At 39.2% G+C, this 16,991-nt stretch carries 16 protein-coding genes; 9 read left to right on the top strand and 7 right to left on the bottom strand.

Annotated elements, in window-relative coordinates:
• The first annotated feature begins 302 nt into the window (after positions 1–302).
• The gene (locus HUN22_RS08750; protein ID WP_174728187.1) at positions 303–1,415 is read left to right on the top strand and encodes an acyltransferase family protein; all 1,113 of its coding nucleotides are present in this window, start codon (positions 303–305) and stop codon (positions 1,413–1,415) included.
• A 34-nt stretch (positions 1,416–1,449) separates the two neighbouring features.
• Here the strand turns inward: HUN22_RS08750 and zigA are convergent, their stop codons facing one another.
• From zigA to HUN22_RS08735, 3 genes are all read right to left on the bottom strand, one after another.
• Complete coding sequence (gene zigA, locus HUN22_RS08745; RefSeq protein WP_174728183.1) at positions 1,450–2,715, bottom strand: zinc metallochaperone GTPase ZigA; 1,266 nt, start codon at positions 2,713–2,715, stop codon at positions 1,450–1,452.
• A 148-nt stretch (positions 2,716–2,863) separates the two neighbouring features.
• Positions 2,864–3,544, bottom strand: coding sequence for a D-Ala-D-Ala carboxypeptidase ZrlA (zrlA, locus tag HUN22_RS08740; RefSeq protein ID WP_174728180.1), 681 nt, complete (start codon positions 3,542–3,544; stop codon positions 2,864–2,866).
• Positions 3,545–3,708: 164 nt separating this feature from the next.
• Positions 3,709–5,097, bottom strand: a complete 1,389-nt coding sequence (locus HUN22_RS08735) for an amino acid permease (protein WP_174728177.1) — start codon at positions 5,095–5,097, stop codon at positions 3,709–3,711.
• Between the two features lie 357 nt (positions 5,098–5,454).
• Between HUN22_RS08735 and fahA the strand changes: the two genes are divergently transcribed.
• The 4 genes from fahA to HUN22_RS08715 all read left to right on the top strand — a co-directional run bounded on the left by fahA (position 5,455) and on the right by HUN22_RS08715 (position 9,021).
• Complete coding sequence (gene fahA, locus HUN22_RS08730; protein ID WP_174728174.1) at positions 5,455–6,762, top strand: fumarylacetoacetase; 1,308 nt, start codon at positions 5,455–5,457, stop codon at positions 6,760–6,762.
• A complete protein-coding gene (gene maiA, locus HUN22_RS08725; RefSeq protein WP_174728171.1) occupies positions 6,749–7,381 on the top strand; it encodes a maleylacetoacetate isomerase in 633 nt (210 codons plus the stop codon). Before fahA ends, maiA begins: the two co-directional genes overlap by 14 nt.
• A gap of 17 nt (positions 7,382–7,398) precedes the next feature.
• The gene (locus HUN22_RS08720; RefSeq protein ID WP_016143857.1) at positions 7,399–7,947 is read left to right on the top strand and encodes a VOC family protein; all 549 of its coding nucleotides are present in this window, start codon (positions 7,399–7,401) and stop codon (positions 7,945–7,947) included.
• A gap of 294 nt (positions 7,948–8,241) precedes the next feature.
• Complete coding sequence (locus HUN22_RS08715) at positions 8,242–9,021, top strand: IclR family transcriptional regulator (protein WP_016143858.1); 780 nt, start codon at positions 8,242–8,244, stop codon at positions 9,019–9,021.
• Positions 9,022–9,092: 71 nt separating this feature from the next.
• Here HUN22_RS08715 and hppD read toward each other — a convergent pair whose 3' ends face one another.
• Positions 9,093–10,148 (bottom strand): 4-hydroxyphenylpyruvate dioxygenase, encoded by a 1,056-nt coding sequence (hppD, locus tag HUN22_RS08710; protein ID WP_174728169.1) that lies wholly within the window; start codon positions 10,146–10,148, stop codon positions 9,093–9,095.
• 525 nt (positions 10,149–10,673) lie between these two features.
• Between hppD and HUN22_RS08705 the strand changes: the two genes are divergently transcribed.
• Complete coding sequence (locus HUN22_RS08705) at positions 10,674–11,144, top strand: DUF523 domain-containing protein (protein ID WP_061874193.1); 471 nt, start codon at positions 10,674–10,676, stop codon at positions 11,142–11,144.
• 20 nt (positions 11,145–11,164) lie between these two features.
• On the opposite strand, the gene HUN22_RS08700 is transcribed toward HUN22_RS08705, so the two are convergent.
• The 3 genes from HUN22_RS08700 to pncA all read right to left on the bottom strand — a co-directional run bounded on the left by HUN22_RS08700 (position 11,165) and on the right by pncA (position 14,321).
• Positions 11,165–12,508 (bottom strand): MATE family efflux transporter, encoded by a 1,344-nt coding sequence (locus tag HUN22_RS08700; protein ID WP_174728166.1) that lies wholly within the window; start codon positions 12,506–12,508, stop codon positions 11,165–11,167.
• Positions 12,509–12,685: 177 nt separating this feature from the next.
• Positions 12,686–13,624, bottom strand: coding sequence for a bile acid:sodium symporter family protein (locus HUN22_RS08695; protein ID WP_174728163.1), 939 nt, complete (start codon positions 13,622–13,624; stop codon positions 12,686–12,688).
• A 52-nt stretch (positions 13,625–13,676) separates the two neighbouring features.
• Positions 13,677–14,321, bottom strand: a complete 645-nt coding sequence (gene pncA / locus HUN22_RS08690; protein ID WP_174728160.1) for a bifunctional nicotinamidase/pyrazinamidase — start codon at positions 14,319–14,321, stop codon at positions 13,677–13,679.
• A 329-nt stretch (positions 14,322–14,650) separates the two neighbouring features.
• Between pncA and dapA the strand changes: the two genes are divergently transcribed.
• The 3 genes from dapA to purC are packed head-to-tail and all read left to right on the top strand — an operon-like array spanning position 14,651 to position 16,919.
• The gene (gene dapA, locus HUN22_RS08685) at positions 14,651–15,544 is read left to right on the top strand and encodes a 4-hydroxy-tetrahydrodipicolinate synthase (RefSeq protein WP_016143864.1); all 894 of its coding nucleotides are present in this window, start codon (positions 14,651–14,653) and stop codon (positions 15,542–15,544) included.
• 15 nt (positions 15,545–15,559) lie between these two features.
• Entirely contained in the window at positions 15,560–16,162 is a 603-nt protein-coding gene (locus tag HUN22_RS08680) for a lipoprotein-34 precursor (NlpB) (RefSeq protein ID WP_080648743.1), read from the top strand.
• A gap of 37 nt (positions 16,163–16,199) precedes the next feature.
• Positions 16,200–16,919 carry a phosphoribosylaminoimidazolesuccinocarboxamide synthase gene (purC, locus tag HUN22_RS08675; RefSeq protein ID WP_002119240.1) on the top strand — a complete coding sequence of 240 codons (720 nt, stop codon included), beginning with the start codon at positions 16,200–16,202 and terminating at the stop codon, positions 16,917–16,919.
• Positions 16,920–16,991 lie beyond the last annotated feature (72 nt).

Genomic DNA, 16,991 nt, shown 5'->3' with positions numbered 1-16,991 from the left:
ATGTATATACAACCACATACAACATGTTAATTTATGAATTAAATAGATTTTAAAAAGTTTAAAAAATAAACATAGCTCAATAAGAGCTAATTTAAAGTTTTATGTAGAGAAATTCAAATATATTAAGCTTTTATCAATATTTATTTAATAGTTATTTCTGCTAAGCCTGTGCTCCATTCAAGGACGTGAAAAGTATGGTCTTTTCTGATTTACGAAATGCTGCTTAAAATTTTTATTTAAAATCACTGATCGATAGTATTCTTCTGCCACACAGTATATTAATAAAACTGGAAGCACATCGAATGCGTAATTATAAAATAGATATTCTTCGAGGAATTTCTATCCTTTTGGTTCTTTTACATCATTTTAATATTCCCTATAAACTTAAAGACACATGGTTAGGTTTTGATTTCTTAGGTGAAGCATTTAGCACAGTCATCGCAAGAAATGGAAATTATGGCGTCACCATGTTTTTTGTGATTTCGGGTTTTTTAATTACCCATCACACCTTAAAAAGAGACAAACAATTCTCCGCAATTAACCTCAAGCATTTTTATATCCGACGAGCAGCACGTATTTTACCGTGTCTGGTATTACTCATTTTAGGTGTAAGTGTACTTGGTTCATTTGACTTAAAACCCTTTATGAACCAAGCCCCTAATGGCATTGAGGTTTCCTATCCATTAACAATTTTTGCAGCTTTAACCTTCTGGATGAATATCCTGATTATTAAATTCGGTTGGGTAAACTATGCTTTAGGCGTGTTGTGGTCGCTCTCTGTAGAAGAAGTTTTTTACTTTGTTTTTCCATTATTGTGCCTGCTCACGCGTAGTAATAAGGTCTTTATTGCTTTACTTGTTGGCGTAATTTTATATGGCCCTTATTTTAGATCTCTGCATTTTGGAGAAGAAAGCGGCGCCTATTTATATCATTATTTTTCGAGTTTTGATGGCATAGCAATTGGCTGTTTAACGGCGATTTTTTCTCATAAATATCAGCCAAATTGGCACTATAAAAAACCTCTTTCATGGTTGATTATTTTGAGCATGACCGCTCTTTATTTATATGCGCCAATTAAAGAAGTGAGTACTTGGGGTATTAGCTTATTTGCTCTTGCCACCGGCTTACTGATTTTGTGTTTTCAGCATCCTTCCGAAACACAAGCGCATAACCTATTTACCAAAGTGATGGTCTGGTTAGGGCAAAGAAGTTATGAAACTTATTTGTTTCATCTGGTTGTGCTGGGTCTTATGAAAGTTGCTTTTATTCCGACTCAAACCGACTCTAGCATCAAAATTATGCTTTTAATTGGCTATTTGGTTCTGACTTTTATCATCAGTGCAGCGATTGAAAAATACTATTCCACACCGCTTAACAGCTACATTCGAAAAGTATTCATTAAAGATAAATCCTAAAAAATAAGCCCCTTTAAAATAGGGGCTTATTTAATTAAGCAATTAGCATGGTTTCATCATCTTGCTTAAAAGGATTAGACCAGCTTTGCCAAACTTGTGGACCTAAAGCCATTTCTTCATCGCTTAACAAACAACGATCTAGGCGTTGTATTAAAGCTTGCTCATCCATTTGCATACCAATTAAAACCAGCTCCTGACGTGCATCACCTGTTTGAGCGTCCCAATTTTTCTTAATTTGTTCAATACTGGCTAGGTCACTTGGCCAGTCTTCTTCTGCAACGGCTGCCCACCAATAGCCTGCTAAGCCGTGTCGAGCCATTGCGCCCGCTTGCGACCATGAATAAGCCAATGTCGGTTCGGCAGCCAACCAGAAAAAGCCTTTGGAACGGACGACTCCCGGCCATTCAGCCTGTACTAAATCATAAAAACGCTCTGGATGAAAAGGTCGACGCGCACGGTAAACAAAGCTACTGATTCCATACTCTTCGGTCTCTGGCGTATGCTCACCACGCAATTCTTTTAACCATCCTGGCGCTTGTGCTGCTTCATCAAAATCGAATAACTGTGTATTTAAAATTTTATCTAAACCAATCTTTCCAAATTGAGCAATTTCAATTCGGGCACGTGGGTTTAAGGTCTTTAGAATCGCAGTGAGCTGCTCTTGCTGAGCTTGGTCAATCAAATCAATTTTATTCAGCACAATCACATCACAAAACTCGATCTGATCGATGAGAAGATCGACCACAGTTCTCTCATCTTGTTCGCCTAATGACTCGCCACGTTGTTGCAGTGAGTCAACCGAACTATAATCTTTAAGGAAGTTAAAAGCATCGACTACCGTGACCATTGTGTCGAGACGAGCAAATTCATTTAGAGAATTTCCATTTTCATCTTCGAAGGTAAAGGTTTCTGCCACAGGTAACGGTTCTGAAATACCCGTTGACTCAATCACCAATTGGTCAAAGCGTCCTTCATCGGCCAAACGTCTCACCTCGACCAATAAATCTTCTCTTAGCGTACAACAGATACAGCCATTACTCATTTCAACCAGTTTTTCATCTGTTCTTGAAAGCTCCGCCCCACCTTCGCGCACTAATGCCGCATCAATATTCACCTCAGACATATCATTTACGATCACGGCAATACGACGGCCTTCACGATTATTTAAAATATGATTGAGTAATGTGGTCTTTCCTGCACCCAAAAAGCCCGATAAAACAGTGACGGGAAGCTTGGCAAATGAGTTGGCGATTGCAGTATGCATGGCTTTATCTCTTTGAATGATATTTAAACTGATCATGGCTAGCCATATAAATGTGGCCAGATCACAGGCGTAATCTATTTCTAAACCACAATAATGTTATGTTATAACATAATTATTAATCAAGTTTTTAAACTGCTTTTCTTTACACCAACTCTCTTAGTATTTGAAAAAATTGCTTTTATATTTACTGACAAATCGAGGTTCTATAGTGATGGTCTGGCCCCCATGAACGGAATCCTTGGCTATCAATATGAATTTGTCCCGAAGCATAAACACCTAGACCCATATTAAGTGCTTGGCCCTTGGTTTCCCAAAACTGACAAAGTTTGGTTTTAGCTTGCTGGATATTGAACTGGTCCAAATCGGTAGGCTGTTCTGGCCCAATTCGAAAATCAAGCGCTGCATTAAAGACATGCCGGGAAGCATCCGCACCACCTGCACAGCGGTTTAAAGATAAAGCTCGGTAGACCGAAGTCACCTCAAAATCGTTAAGCACACCATCATCAACTAACGCTTTTAAAATGCTAAGCGTCGGAACAATATTGGACCAAATCTCGCGTGGCGGCACCGCATAGGGTTCAACTCCACATTTTTGCCAGTCTCGAGCTGAGCGTAATAGTTCATGATCTGGTACTAAATCGGCAAGTCCCTTTTGCTTAAGAAATTGCTTGTAAGCTTGTACAGACTGCCTGTGATCTCCTATAGCTAACCATGCAACATACGCCTCAGGTTGCGGTTTTATTTTGACTACTGATTTTGTAGGTTGAGGTACAGATGTCTGAGTGTGCAAAGAAATCTTTGGCTTGGGTGTTTGAGTGCTACACGCTGTGAGAGATAATAAAATTAAACCTAAATAACGCTTCATAAATATGCCCCATCTTCACCAAAAATGGGAAAGATGCTCATCATTAAATTCAGGAAATGTTATATTATAACAATAATAAAGTCCTTTAATTTCTGTTGTTAAATTTTAAAAATAAAAAAGGACGTCTAAAATACGTCCTTTTTTAAATATAACTCAATGACTTACTAAATATCTGCTTCTAAAGCAGGTACAGACTGCTCAGCTTTTAATTTTCGGCGTTTAAATTGATAAGCTACCATCAAACACAAGATCCAACCAGGAATCATCATGACCGCAACACGCATGTCTGGTGTTAAAGACATTACAACTAAAATGCCCAACATAAACACGATGCAAAGATAATTGCTAAACGGATACATAAAGCTTGGAAACTTCGTTGTTTGCCCTTGGCGCATCATAAATTTACGGAATTTTAAATGCGTCCATGAAATTACAACCCAGTTAATTACAATCGCTGCAACTACAAGCATCATGAGCAAACCAAATGCTTTTTCAGGGAAAATATAGTTTAGCAATACACATAAAATAGTAACTGCTGCAGAAAGGATCACTGCATTGGTTGGAATACCGCGTTTATTAATACGTGCAAATACTTTTGGTGCATTTCCTTGTTGCGCAAGGCCTAACAACATACGGCTACTGCAATAACTTGTACCGTTATAAACTGAAACCGCTGCTGTCAAAATGACAAAGTTCAATAACGTTGCAATGCCTTGGCTATCTAAAGAAGCAAATACCATCACAAACGGGCTACCGCCTTGTGCCATTTGGTTCCATGGGAATAGCGAGAATAAAACAAAAAGTGTTGCGATATAGAAAATCAAAATACGGTAAATAATTTGATTCACAGCTTTAGGTAAAGTTTTATCAGGGTCACGTGCTTCAGCCGCAGTAATACCGAAAAGCTCAATACCACCAAAAGCAAAAATAATGACCGCCATTGCCATCACTAAGCCTTCAACACCAAACGGGAAGAAACCGCCAAGTGCCCAAAGGTTCGAAATGCTTGCCTGTGGACCTGCCGTGCCTGTTGCAAGTAAATATGAACCAAAACCAATCATTGCAAGAATCGCCAAGATTTTGACAATAGAAAACCAAAATTCCATTTCGCCAAAAAACTTAACATGTAGCAAATTAATGCCATTAATTAAGACAAAGAAGGTTAAAGCAGATGCCCACGTTGGGATTTGCGGCCACCAATATTGAATATAAAGACCAATTGCGCTTAGTTCTGCCATACAGACGAGCACATTGAGTACCCAATAGTTCCATCCTGACATGAACCCTGCAAATGGTCCCCAATATTTGTAGGCAAAATGACTAAAAGAACCACTGACTGGCTCTTCAACCACCATTTCGCCAAGCTGACGCATCATTAAAAAAGCAATAAATCCTGCAATGGCATAACCGAGGATGACCGATGGACCTGCTAATTTAATCGATTGTGATATACCAAGAAAAAGCCCTGTGCCAATCGCCCCACCCAATGCAATAAGCTGGATGTGCCGATTACTCAAACCATGTTTCAGGTTTCCTTGCTCTTGTGCTGACATATGATTATTCTCATCCGTGTCACGTAATTTTTTTCCAATAAATTACGTATATCATAAATTGATCAAACTTTCATAGAGATTCATGAAAAAATAATTGCGTGACTTTTCTCATGACCGCGAATGAAAACAGAAAATACAAGAAATGACAATTATTATGAAATGTGTAATTAAATTATGTATTGCGTAATTTTATGAATTCAGTATTATAGAGACATGAAGCAATTGGTTGTGCTCGGTCTACATCAAACTCATAAGACAAAAGATGATCTAAGCAAAGGTTAAAAACTTATCGAGTAGCTCAGTCCTAGACCGAACTTTTATTTGTATAAGACCCGAGATAAAGACAAGGACGCGAAAATGGAACAAAAACTAAGCTCTTTTATTGAAGTTTCACCTCAATCAGATTTCACTATTCATAATTTACCTTACGGTATTTTTAGCAGAGCTAACGAAAGTGAGCGTCAAGTTGGTGTAGCTATTAGTGATTGGGTGATTGATCTCGCTGCGCTTGAAAAGCACGGTCTTTTAAAACTCTCAGAACAAGACACATATTTTAACCAGCCTACACTGAATAAATTTATCGAGTCTGGCAAAGCCAACTGGTCAAAAGTTCGTAAGACACTACAGTCTCTTCTCTCGGTTGAAAATTTAACGCTTCAAGAAAATGAAGCATTACGCCAAGAAGTTCTGGTTAAGCAAGACAGCGTAACTTTGCATTTACCACTTCAAGTATCTGGTTATACTGACTTCTATTCTTCTAAAGAGCATGCCACCAATGTAGGCTGTATGTTCCGCGACCCTAAAAATGCTTTACTGCCAAACTGGACTGAATTGCCTGTTGGTTATAACGGCCGTGCTAGCTCTGTTGTAGTCAGTGGCACTCAAGTCGTGCGTCCATCTGGACAAATTAAACTTCCAAATGAAGAGCGTCCAGTTTTCTCAGCGACGCGTAAACTCGATTTTGAACTTGAAACCGCATTTGTAATTGGTAAACCAACTGAGCTTGGTCAACCGATCTCGATTGAAAATGCATGGGACCATATTTTTGGAATGGTATTACTCAATGACTGGTCAGCACGTGATATCCAGCAATGGGAATATGTTCCACTTGGACCATTTAACGCAAAAACTTTTGCAAGTTCGATTTCTCCTTGGGTGGTAACACTTGAAGCACTTGAGCCATTTAAAGTTGAAGGTCCAAAACAAGAGCCTAAACCTTTAGCGTATTTACAAGAAAATATCGCGAATAGTTACGACATTAATTTGAGTGTTGAAATTCAAAGCCCGAAATCAGCACAAGCTGATGTAATCTGCAAAACTAATTTCAAATATATGTATTGGTCTATGGCTCAACAGCTCACTCACCACACCATTGGTGGCTGTAACGTTCAGGTCGGTGACTTAATGGGTTCAGGCACCATTTCTGGTTCTACACCAGATTCATATGGCAGCTTGCTTGAGCTGACTTGGAACACCACCAAGCCGTTAACTCTTGCTAATGGTGAAACTCGTGGTTTCTTGCAAGACGGCGATACCCTCATTATGAAAGGCCACTGTGAGAAAAATGGTATTCGCATTGGCTTTGGTGAAGTTCGAAACACGGTTCTTCCTGCATTAAATTTCGATTTTGCAGAAACTTCGGAGCCTGACTATGAAGCTGTATAGTTACTTTCGTAGCTCTGCAGCCTACAGAGTACGGATTGGTCTAAACATTAAAGCTTTAGCTTATGAGACTGTTCCAATCCATCTGGTAAAAAATGAACAGCAAAGCGAAGACTATTTAAAGTTAAACCGCAGTGCTCTCGTTCCGACTTTAATTGACGGCGATTTAACCTTGTCTCAATCGTTAAGTATTTTGGAATATCTGGATGAGCAATATTCAGAGACCAAATTACTTCCAAATGATGTGCAAGAGAGAGCCAAAATCCGTGCCTTTGCTCAAGCAATCGCTTGCGATATTCACCCGTTAAACAACTTACGCGTACTGAAATACTTAAAAAATGACTTAAATGTTTCAGATGAGCAGAAAAATTATTGGTATCAGCACTGGATTATTGAAGGCTTTCAAAATCTCGAACAGCAACTTCAAGATTCAAATGGAAAATTTTGCTTTGGACAACAAGCAACTATTGCCGATTGCTGCCTGATTCCACAGGTCTACAACGCGAAACGCTTCAAGATTGATTTATCTGCGTTTCCAAAAATTGAATCGATTTATCACCATTGTTTGTCTATCCCAGCCTTCTATAACGCGGCGCCAGAACAACAACCAGATTGGGAATAGTAAAAAGGAGTTTCAACATGACATTTGCCATTAAAAAAATACATCACGTTGCATATCGTTGTAAGGATGCGAAAGAGACCGTTGAGTGGTATAAAAAAATGCTCAACATGGACTTCATTTTAGCTTTTGCCGAGGACCATGTACCTTCAACTAAAGCCTTTGACCCATATATGCATTTATTCTTAGATGCCGGCCAAGGTAACGTTTTGGCATTTTTTGAATTGCCAACTCAACCAGAAATGGGGCGCGACGAAAATACGCCTCAATGGGTACAGCATATTGCTTTTGAAGTTGAAGACTTAAATGCACTAATGGCTGCCAAGCAACATTTAGAAGAAAATGGCGTGAAAGTTTTAGGCGTGACCAACCACGGTATTTTCCACTCAATTTACTTCTTTGACCCAAATGGCCACCGTTTAGAACTGACTTATAACGATGTGCATGCTGAAGAAAAAATTGCAAAAATTACTGAAGAGATGAAAACTGAAATGCTAGAGGAATGGAGCAAAACCAAACGCGCTCCACACCACACTCATTTCTTACATGAAGAAGAGTTAGGAACCTAATTTTTAAAGAGCGCACAAAAAAATCGGCATTGATTAGAATTGTTTTAAGAGCAGTTCTATATCAATGCCGATTTATATTATTTAAAACCGCTAAATTTCTAGAAAATTGCGCTATAAATGAGAGCATAGTGATTTTAGAAAATTGTTGATTATTAAACATGTCAATTTCGCTAATAGAAAAAGGTGATTTCTATTTTTCACTAGGCTCAGGCATGATGTAAAACGCACCAATTTCAATTTATGTTTTGATCGTCACTGTTTAACAGCTGAAGTAAATTTATTAAGGGTATTTAAATGATTGAAGAAAAAGTATCTGGGGGGGTTCAATCACTTGAAGTCGGTTTATCTGTACTAAACGCCCTTTTAGAGCACAATCAACCTATTATTCTCAAAGATCTATCGAGCAAACTAGAAATGCATCCTGCCAAAGTGCATCGCTATCTGGTTAGCCTTATTCGCATGGAATATGCAAAACAGCTTGATGATGGGCAATATGCTTTAGGTGATCAGGCATGGCGCTTAGGTCTAAACTGTGTTCAGCATAGCGACACACTACAGCTGGTACAGCATTTAATTTACGACCTACAAAACAAAATTGGTTGCGGCATACAAATCAGTAAATGGTCTCCGAAAGGTCCTGTCGTGGTTCAATCAATTGAATCGAACCACCCTATTTCGATTGTCACTAAAGTCGGCTCGATTATGCCTTTAGTCAATTCTGCTGCGGGACGTTTATTTGCTTCTTATCTTCCAGAGCATTTTGTTCGCCCTTTAATGGAAGCTGAATGGCAAAAGCATCAAGAGCTTGGTCTAAACATCGCACCACAGAACTGGCAAGCGTTTACTGAGCTCAAGGAAACCATTCGCCAACAACAAATGTCGGCAGCGAAAGGTGACTTACTGACAGGAATTAATGCGGTGGGTTTACCTGTGTTTAACTCAAATCAAAGCATTGAGTTTTGTATTGTCGCACTGGATAGCGAAATGTTTTTACCAGTCGACCCTCACAGTAAAACGATTGAAATCTTGAAAAATGAAGTAAACCTCATCAATCAATATATTAAAAGCCGCTAATCAATAGGAATAAAAAAACCAAGAGGTCAAACTCTTGGTTTTTTTTAGATCAGGAATAAAGCTCAGCTTATTTATTTAGTTTCTAAAACACCACGGCGAATCTGGTCACGTTCAATCGACTCGAACAACGCTTTGAAGTTCCCCTCACCAAAGCCGTCATCATCTTTACGTTGAATAAATTCAAAGAAAACTGGACCAATCATATTTTGAGAGAAAATTTGCAATAACAGCTTTTTCTGACCGTCTTTAGTATTACCATCAAGCAGAATACCGCGTTGTTTTAATTCGTCAGTCGGTTCACCATGCTCAGGTAAACGATCTTCTAGCATTTCATAATACGTATTTGGTGGCGGAGTCATAAATTTCAGACCAAGGCCTTTTAACTTATCCCAAGTCGAGATTAAGTCATCACAAATAAATGCGATATGCTGAATACCTTCACCATTAAAATCAGCTAAGAATTCTGCAATTTGGCCATTTCCTTTGTCTGAGTCTTCATTTAAAGGAATACGGATCATACCGTCTGGCGCTGTTAATGCTTTAGACGTTAAGCCAGTATATTCACCTTTAATATCAAAGTAGCGAATTTCTTGGAAGTTAAAGATTTTTTCATAAAAGTTTGCCCAATACTCCATACGGCCTTTGTAGACGTTATGAGTTAAGTGGTCAATCTCGTTTAAGCCTGCACCTACTGGATGTCTTTCGGCATCATCATAGAAAACAAAGTCATTTTCATAAATATCACGGTCAACTAAAAAGATTGGCATGCCACCAATACCTTTAATTGCCGGAATGTTGAGCTCCATTGGCCCAACTTTTGAATACATTGGTTCAGCACCAAGCTCTACTGCTTTTTGGAAAGCTTTTGCTGCATCACGTGTTTTAAAACCCATCGCACAAGCAGATGGACCATGTTCATTAAAGAAGAATGAAGCATAAGATTCTGGCTGATAATTCAGGATAATATTGATATTTCCTTGACGCCATAAGTACGCTTCTTTCGATTTATGCTTGGCTACTTTTGAAAAGCCGATTGTTTCAAAAACTGGATCTAATTCATTTTCTTTTGAAACAAATTCAATAAATGCAAAACCGCATAATTCTAATGGGTTCTCTAAAATATCCATCTAGTTTCCCTCTGGTGATTACCTGTTCCGTTTATCTCTATTGCTGATCAATTCAGCTCCTTTCTCTATAGAATACGTATTTATTGGGTAGGTCTTTGAACCGTCAAAATGCCTTAACCCAACGCATCCTATGAGAAAAAAACGAGTCACTAAAACGAAGATATGATGGGCGTAAAGCCTTTGATGATTAATTTCCGTTCCATGTGGTGTTTGTTTTCCATACACACTGTCCTTTGTTATCTAAAAGTACGATTGAGATTTTTCAATAAACCCTTAAAAATCGTCTTTTCCTAAAAATCATTTATAGATTTATGGAGACCAACATCCTTGTTGGATCTCCAATGGCCATTTACCTTGAATTAGATGCTACTAAAAACAATTAAATTATGCAATACATAACTTAATTATGAATTACATAATTTTAGTAATCTTAAATTAAGCTATTTTAAAATTAATGGTCAGTTTTCAAATTTTGTTTATGATTCTTATAGACAGCCACACCATCCATTTGGTTCAGGAAAACTTATGATCTTAGTGAGCGCATGTTTAATTGGTGAACCTGTTCGATATGATGGTAAATCCTGTCCAAATACCCGACTTAAGCAGCTATTAATCAATAAAAAAGCCCAAGCATTATGCCCAGAGTTATTAGGGGGTTTTACTACACCTCGCTTACCCGCAGAGATTGTAGGAGGAACAGGTCAAGATGTACTTGATGGCAAAGCAAAAATTACCGATTCATCTGGTTTAGATGTGACTGATCTATATTTAAAAGGTGCTTATCGCACCCTAGAAGTTGCACAACAAATAAAAGCAAGTTGTGTGGTATTAAAAGAAAATAGTCCATCTTGCGGCAGTCAAAAAATTTATAACGGTACTTTTCAAGGCGAAAAAATTGTGGGAACTGGAATCACCACGGCACTGTTGCGGCGCCATGGTTTTGAAGTGATTTCTGAAAATGAAATTGAAGATTGGTTAGTAGAACATCCTCTTTAAGGTTGCGTTGATCTACCCAATCAAAACCCTCTTAATTGTTTTCTAAAACGGAAACATATGGCACTCATTAGACAAGCCACAAAATAACTTATGGCTGCCATCCACCAAAAACCATAAATTCCCATCGCAGAAATCGAGATATTCTGCCAATGCAGTCCTTTATAGGCCATCCACCAACCACCGCCCAATCCGAAGCATAAAATCACGACCAAGAAAATCAGCATTGGTAAAATCGAAACATCCCAACAGCGCAATAAAGAGGTCAATAACGTCATCAGGCCATCTAGAAAATGAGATAAACATACGATCAACAACAGTGATGCAGCCAAAATTTGTACGGCCAAATCATCTGAATAGAAGGTAACAATTAAGTCCCGTTCTAACCATAAACACAGGGAAAGAGTGCCACTCATTGCCATAATTACCCATATACTTTGTCTGGCAATTTTGTTTGCTTCTTCCATGTTACCGCTGCCCATAGATCGCGACACCAAAATGCTATAAGCCGAAGCAATTGATGAAGGAAAAATAAACATGAAGCCGCCAGTACTCGCGACAATTTGATGGGCTGCTGATACCACACTCCCAAAAGGCAAAATTAGAATAGCAACTGAACAAAATGCAACGACGTCCATCAACGCCATAATCGCAGTGGGTATCCCTATTTTTAAAATCATCCGCAGACTTTGTCGACGATCTTCAACTGACCGTTCTGGTTGCTCAATAAAGATGTATCCTTTCTCCAGAAAAAATAGGTAATAAACAGCCAACATAAACCACCGTACAATGAGAGTGGCTAACAAAGCCCCTATGGCACCGAGTGGTGGAATTGAAAATAAAGCGACACCATAAATCAAAAGATAGGACAAAATAATTTTAAAAATGAAGAAAATAATATCTGATACTAAAACCTTATGCGCATTTTCAGTGACCTGAGACAAAGCTGTAAATAAGCGCATCAGTAAATGCGCAGGTAAGATAAATACCAAAAGCCAAATACAGTTTTTAGTAATTGAAATGACATGTTCAGATGCGCCAAACAATTTTGGTAAATCACGGAACAAGTAAAGCAAACCAATACTCAGCAACGCTGAACCTAACATCAGCCAAATGCCTTGAATAAAAATTTGACGAATATGGGGTATGTCATGGCAACCATAAGCTTCCGAGAGCTTGAGGATCACACCTTGCAGAATACCCATCCCAATGACATAAACCACTGTATATAAAGATAAGGTCACCGATAATGCGGCGACATGGTCATTGCTAAAATGCCCTACATAAGCAATATCAATCAATCCACTTAAAACTAGAATTAAATTGCTTGAGAGCATGGGAATAAATAATTTAAAAATCTGGTTCATCAAAAAAAGCCTTATTTTTTTCTTTGCGATTTATGTTGATATTCACGTTATTTTTAGTGCATCAATTCAAAGCAAAAGACATACCAGTTCTAAATTCAGCTTCCCCTAAAATGTTCTTTAAATAAAAAAGCCAAACTATTCGTTTGGCCTTCTTTTGTAATGTATATTTTTCTACAGTTATTCTTGTTTGTGTTTACTTGCCCAATAAGTCGCAAGCGCAGGACCAGAAATATTATGCCAAAGACTGAAAATCGCGCTTGGTACTGCTGTAATCGGAGAAGCAGCAAAATGTACTGCTGCAAGTGCCACACCTAAACCTGAGTTTTGCATACCGACTTCTACCGCAATTGCTTTACTGTCTGCATAAGGCAATTTAAAGAAACGAGCTGCGGTAAAACCTAATAAATAACCAAACCCATTATGCAATATCACTACCGCCAAAATGAGTAAACCCGACTGTAAAATAGCTGCTTTGCTCCCACCAATAATGGCTGCCACAATCGCGACAATTGCAATCACTGAAACTAACGGCATAACTTGAATATAGGATTCGACCTGACGTTTAAGCCAAGTTCGCAAAATCAGACCAATCACAATAGGCACTAGCACCACCTGCAAAATCGAAATAAACATCGAAGCTGCATCTATCTTTAACCATTGGCTGGCTAGCAGATAGAAAATCGCAGGTGTTAGCACAGGCGCTAAAAGCGTAGATACCGATGTACAGGCCACTGATAAAGCCACATTGCCTTTAGCCATATAGGTAATTACGTTTGAAGCCGTTCCGCCTGGACAGCACCCCACCAAAATAACCCCGACTGCAATTTCAGGCGGTAAATTAAATAATTTACATAGAACATATGCTAAACCAGGCATCACCACAAACTGGGCAACCACCCCAATCAACACCGCTTTAGGGCTTTGCAATACCCCTTTAAAGTCATCAACGGTCATGGTCATTCCCATACCGAGCATAATAATCCCTAAGATCCATGGGATGTACGCTTTAAGCCAGACAAAAAACTCAGGTTGCCATAGCGCTAGAGCCGCAAAAACAATCACCCATAGCGCGAATGTTTTTTGAATAAATTGGGTAAAACGCAGGAATGCAGCCATATTTTCAATCCCTAAAAATAAAATATGAAAGTTAAAAACTAGAGCAATATACTTAGTGCTTACTCAACAGATCAGTCGATTGAATACGGACAACACCTTGTTGCTGCATGGTTTGCCACGCATTTTCTAATGAACCATTCAGATCAATACCTTTGCAAGCATCTTCAACCACTAAAGTTTTAAAACCTTGTTTTACTGCATCTAAAGCAGTCCATGCGACACAAAAATCCGTAGCAATTCCGACCACATAAACCGTATCAATGCCACGCTCTTTTAAGTATCCCGTTAAACCCGTCATTGTGGTGTGGTCTGCTTCCATAAAAGCCGAGTAGCTATCAATATGCGCATGAAAGCCCTTTCGGATAATCAGTTGAGCGGTCGGAATATTTAAATCAGGATGGAATTCGGCATCTTTGGTACCTTGTACGCAATGCTTAGGCCAAAGCACCTGCTGTCCATAGTCGAGTTCAATTGTTTCAAATGGCTGCTTACCCGAATGGTTTTGTGCAAAAGATATATGATTATCCGGATGCCAATCTTGGGTCAGAACGACATTTTCAAAACAACCGGCCAATTGGTTAATGGTTGGAATAATTGTATCGGCATCGGCAACTGCTAAGTTTCCACCCGGTGTAAAACCATTTTGTACATCAACTACGATTAAAGCCGCATTTTGGGGTTGTTTATTCATATTCATGTCATCTTCAATCCCAATCGGGAAAATTGCATTCTATCTTGCCATAAAAAAAGCCTATATTAAGTAAGGCCCAGTCGAATCAGGCTGTATTGTTATATTTACGGGTCTCTCTCAGCTGGCAATAATGAAAACACCCTATCTTTTCCTCAAGTTTACATCGCGATTATCCGTTAGGCGTATTGTTCTTATGCGTCTGATCAGTCATAATTTGCATAATTGTCATTCAACAATCTGTTATTGTTAGAACTGGACAATCAAAATACTGCAACCATCCCACATTTTGTTTTTCTTACCTCAGATTCGGATGGATAAATAGGATATTTTTAAAAATGACTCAGCAAGCACAGACCATTCAAGGCTCAATCGTCGCAATCGTCACACCCATGTTGAAAGACGGCGGTGTAGATTGGAAGGGTCTTGAGAAGCTGGTTGAGTGGCACATAGAACAAGGTACAAACAGTATTGTAGCCGTCGGTACAACCGGCGAAGCCTCAACATTGAGCATGGAAGAGCACACACAGGTTATTAAAGAAATTATTCGTGTAGCCAACAAACGTATTCCAATTATTGCCGGTACTGGTGCAAACTCAACCCGCGAAGCAATCGAATTAACTAAAGCTGCGAAAGATCTTGGCGCAGATGCTGCTTTACTTGTAACGCCATACTATAACAAGCCAACTCAAGAAGGCCTATTCCAACACTATAAAGCGATTGCTGAAGCTGTTGAATTACCGCTTATTCTCTATAACGTGCCTGGTCGTACTGGCGTAGATCTTTCAAACGACACAGCTGTACGTTTAGCAGAGATCTCGAATATTGTCGGTATTAAAGATGCGACGGGTGATGTCCCTCGTGGTAAAGCTTTAATTGAGGCGTTAAACGGCAAGATGGCTGTGTACTCAGGTGACGACGAGACAGCATGGGAACTTATGCTTCTCGGCGCTGATGGGAATATCTCGGTTACTGCAAATGTTGCCCCTAAAGCCATGAGCGAAGTATGTGCTGTTGCGATTGCCAAAGATGAGCAACAAGCGAAGGCGCTTAACAATAAGATTGCAAATTTACACAATATTCTATTTTGCGAATCAAACCCAATTCCTGTGAAATGGGCACTACATGAGATGGGACTGATTGATACTGGTATTCGTTTACCACTCACTCCTCTCGCTGAGCAATATCGCGAACCTCTCCGCAATGCCCTAAAAGATGCGGGAATTATTTAATAAGAGCAATTTATGATGCAATTACGTCTTGGTTTAGTCCTTGCAGTTTCAGCCTTAAGTTTAGCTGGTTGTAGTCGCTTCGCAATTAATAATCATTCTTTAGATTATAAAAATGCCAAGCAACTTGCCCCGCTTGAGTACCCTGCCGATGCAACTGTACGACCAGCGACACCTTTGTATCCTGCACCAACTGTAGAACAGCGCGCTATCGATAACGCACCGAAGTTTGAAAACAAGCGTGGCAACCGTTTTGAATTGCCACGCCCTGAACAAACGCAAGGTAACGCGACAGCAGATGCGTCTGCTCAAACGTCGACTGCCCTTGGACGTCCTCAGCTTGTGACTGACGGTAATAAGAACCCGTTATTAAAAGTTGATGGAAATACAGCCGAGATCTGGCAATACACTAAAGCAACTTTAAGTACTTTAAATTTCAACATCATCGCTCAAGGTAGTAATCAGGCGACGATTAAAGTAAATGACAATACTTATGTGCTTAAACTTACTGGTGTAGGTTCTAGTCATACTCTTGCTCTATTTAATGTAGATAACACTTTTGCAAGTCCAGATGTGGCTGCTGAAGTGTTAAACCAGATTTACCAAAATTGGCCAGCCTAGTCGTTTACTAGGCATTTTTTTTTTAAAAGGTTCCCTCATGTTAAAACAAACCTTGCTCTATACTGGTAAAGCAAAATCTGTATATGAAACAGACAATGCCGACCATCTGATTTTAGTCTTTCGTGATGATGCCTCTGCGTTCAACGGCGAAAAAATCGAACAACTAGATCGTAAAGGCAAGGTGAACAACCGTTTTAACGCCTTCATCATGGAAAAACTTGCTGCTGCGGGTATTGAAACGCATTTTGAAAAATTGCTTTCTCCAACTGAAGTGCTTGTTAAAAAACTTCAAATGATTCCAGTTGAATGTGTAATTCGTAACTACGCAGCTGGTTCTCTATGCCGTCGCTTAGGTGTAGAAGAAGGTAAAGAGTTAACTCCTCCTACATTTGAATTGTTCTATAAAGATGACGGTCTAGGCGACCCAATGGTTAACGAATCTCAAGCGATTGCTTTAGGTTGGGCGACTGCTGAACAGTTAGAACAAATGAAAGTTTTAACTTATAAAGTAAACGATGTATTAAAAGCATTGTTTGCAGAAGGCAACATGATTTTGGTGGACTTCAAGCTTGAATTCGGTGTTTTCCATGACCGCATCGTGCTTGGTGATGAGTTCTCTCCAGACGGCTGCCGTTTATGGGATAAAGACTCTAAGAAGAAACTCGACAAAGACCGTTTCCGTCAAGGTTTAGGCGGTGTTGTTGAAGCTTATGAAGAAGTTGCTGCTCGTTTAGGCGTAGATTTATCTGACATCTAATCAGTAAAACTTCAAAAAAACCGGGCTAAAGCCCGGTTTTTTATGTTCAACGTTCTACAAGCCAAATAATAT

Source organism: Acinetobacter lactucae (assembly GCF_013344765.1).
GTDB classification, from domain to species: Bacteria; Pseudomonadota; Gammaproteobacteria; order Pseudomonadales; family Moraxellaceae; genus Acinetobacter; species Acinetobacter lactucae_A.
The sequence above is the reverse complement of the archived record's forward strand: the minus strand, read 5'-3'. Positions and strand labels throughout refer to the sequence as shown.

Excerpts from the sequence above, each read along its gene's own strand:
- HUN22_RS08705 (WP_061874193.1), top strand. The coding sequence starts at position 10,674 with ATGATCTTAGTGAGCGCATGTTTAATTGGTGAACCTGTTCGATATGAT.
- fahA (WP_174728174.1), top strand. The coding sequence starts at position 5,455 with ATGGAACAAAAACTAAGCTCTTTTATTGAAGTTTCACCTCAATCAGAT.
- maiA (WP_174728171.1), top strand. The coding sequence starts at position 6,749 with ATGAAGCTGTATAGTTACTTTCGTAGCTCTGCAGCCTACAGAGTACGG.
- HUN22_RS08695 (WP_174728163.1), bottom strand. The coding sequence starts at position 13,624 with ATGGCTGCATTCCTGCGTTTTACCCAATTTATTCAAAAAACATTCGCG.
- purC (WP_002119240.1), top strand. The coding sequence starts at position 16,200 with ATGTTAAAACAAACCTTGCTCTATACTGGTAAAGCAAAATCTGTATAT.
- zrlA (WP_174728180.1), bottom strand. The coding sequence starts at position 3,544 with ATGAAGCGTTATTTAGGTTTAATTTTATTATCTCTCACAGCGTGTAGC.
- HUN22_RS08735 (WP_174728177.1), bottom strand. The coding sequence starts at position 5,097 with ATGTCAGCACAAGAGCAAGGAAACCTGAAACATGGTTTGAGTAATCGG.
- HUN22_RS08680 (WP_080648743.1), top strand. The coding sequence starts at position 15,560 with ATGCAATTACGTCTTGGTTTAGTCCTTGCAGTTTCAGCCTTAAGTTTA.
- hppD (WP_174728169.1), bottom strand. The coding sequence starts at position 10,148 with ATGGATATTTTAGAGAACCCATTAGAATTATGCGGTTTTGCATTTATT.
- HUN22_RS08750 (WP_174728187.1), top strand. The coding sequence starts at position 303 with ATGCGTAATTATAAAATAGATATTCTTCGAGGAATTTCTATCCTTTTG.
- pncA (WP_174728160.1), bottom strand. The coding sequence starts at position 14,321 with ATGAATATGAATAAACAACCCCAAAATGCGGCTTTAATCGTAGTTGAT.
- HUN22_RS08715 (WP_016143858.1), top strand. The coding sequence starts at position 8,242 with ATGATTGAAGAAAAAGTATCTGGGGGGGTTCAATCACTTGAAGTCGGT.
- HUN22_RS08720 (WP_016143857.1), top strand. The coding sequence starts at position 7,399 with ATGACATTTGCCATTAAAAAAATACATCACGTTGCATATCGTTGTAAG.
- dapA (WP_016143864.1), top strand. The coding sequence starts at position 14,651 with ATGACTCAGCAAGCACAGACCATTCAAGGCTCAATCGTCGCAATCGTC.
- HUN22_RS08700 (WP_174728166.1), bottom strand. The coding sequence starts at position 12,508 with ATGAACCAGATTTTTAAATTATTTATTCCCATGCTCTCAAGCAATTTA.
- zigA (WP_174728183.1), bottom strand. The coding sequence starts at position 2,715 with ATGATCAGTTTAAATATCATTCAAAGAGATAAAGCCATGCATACTGCA.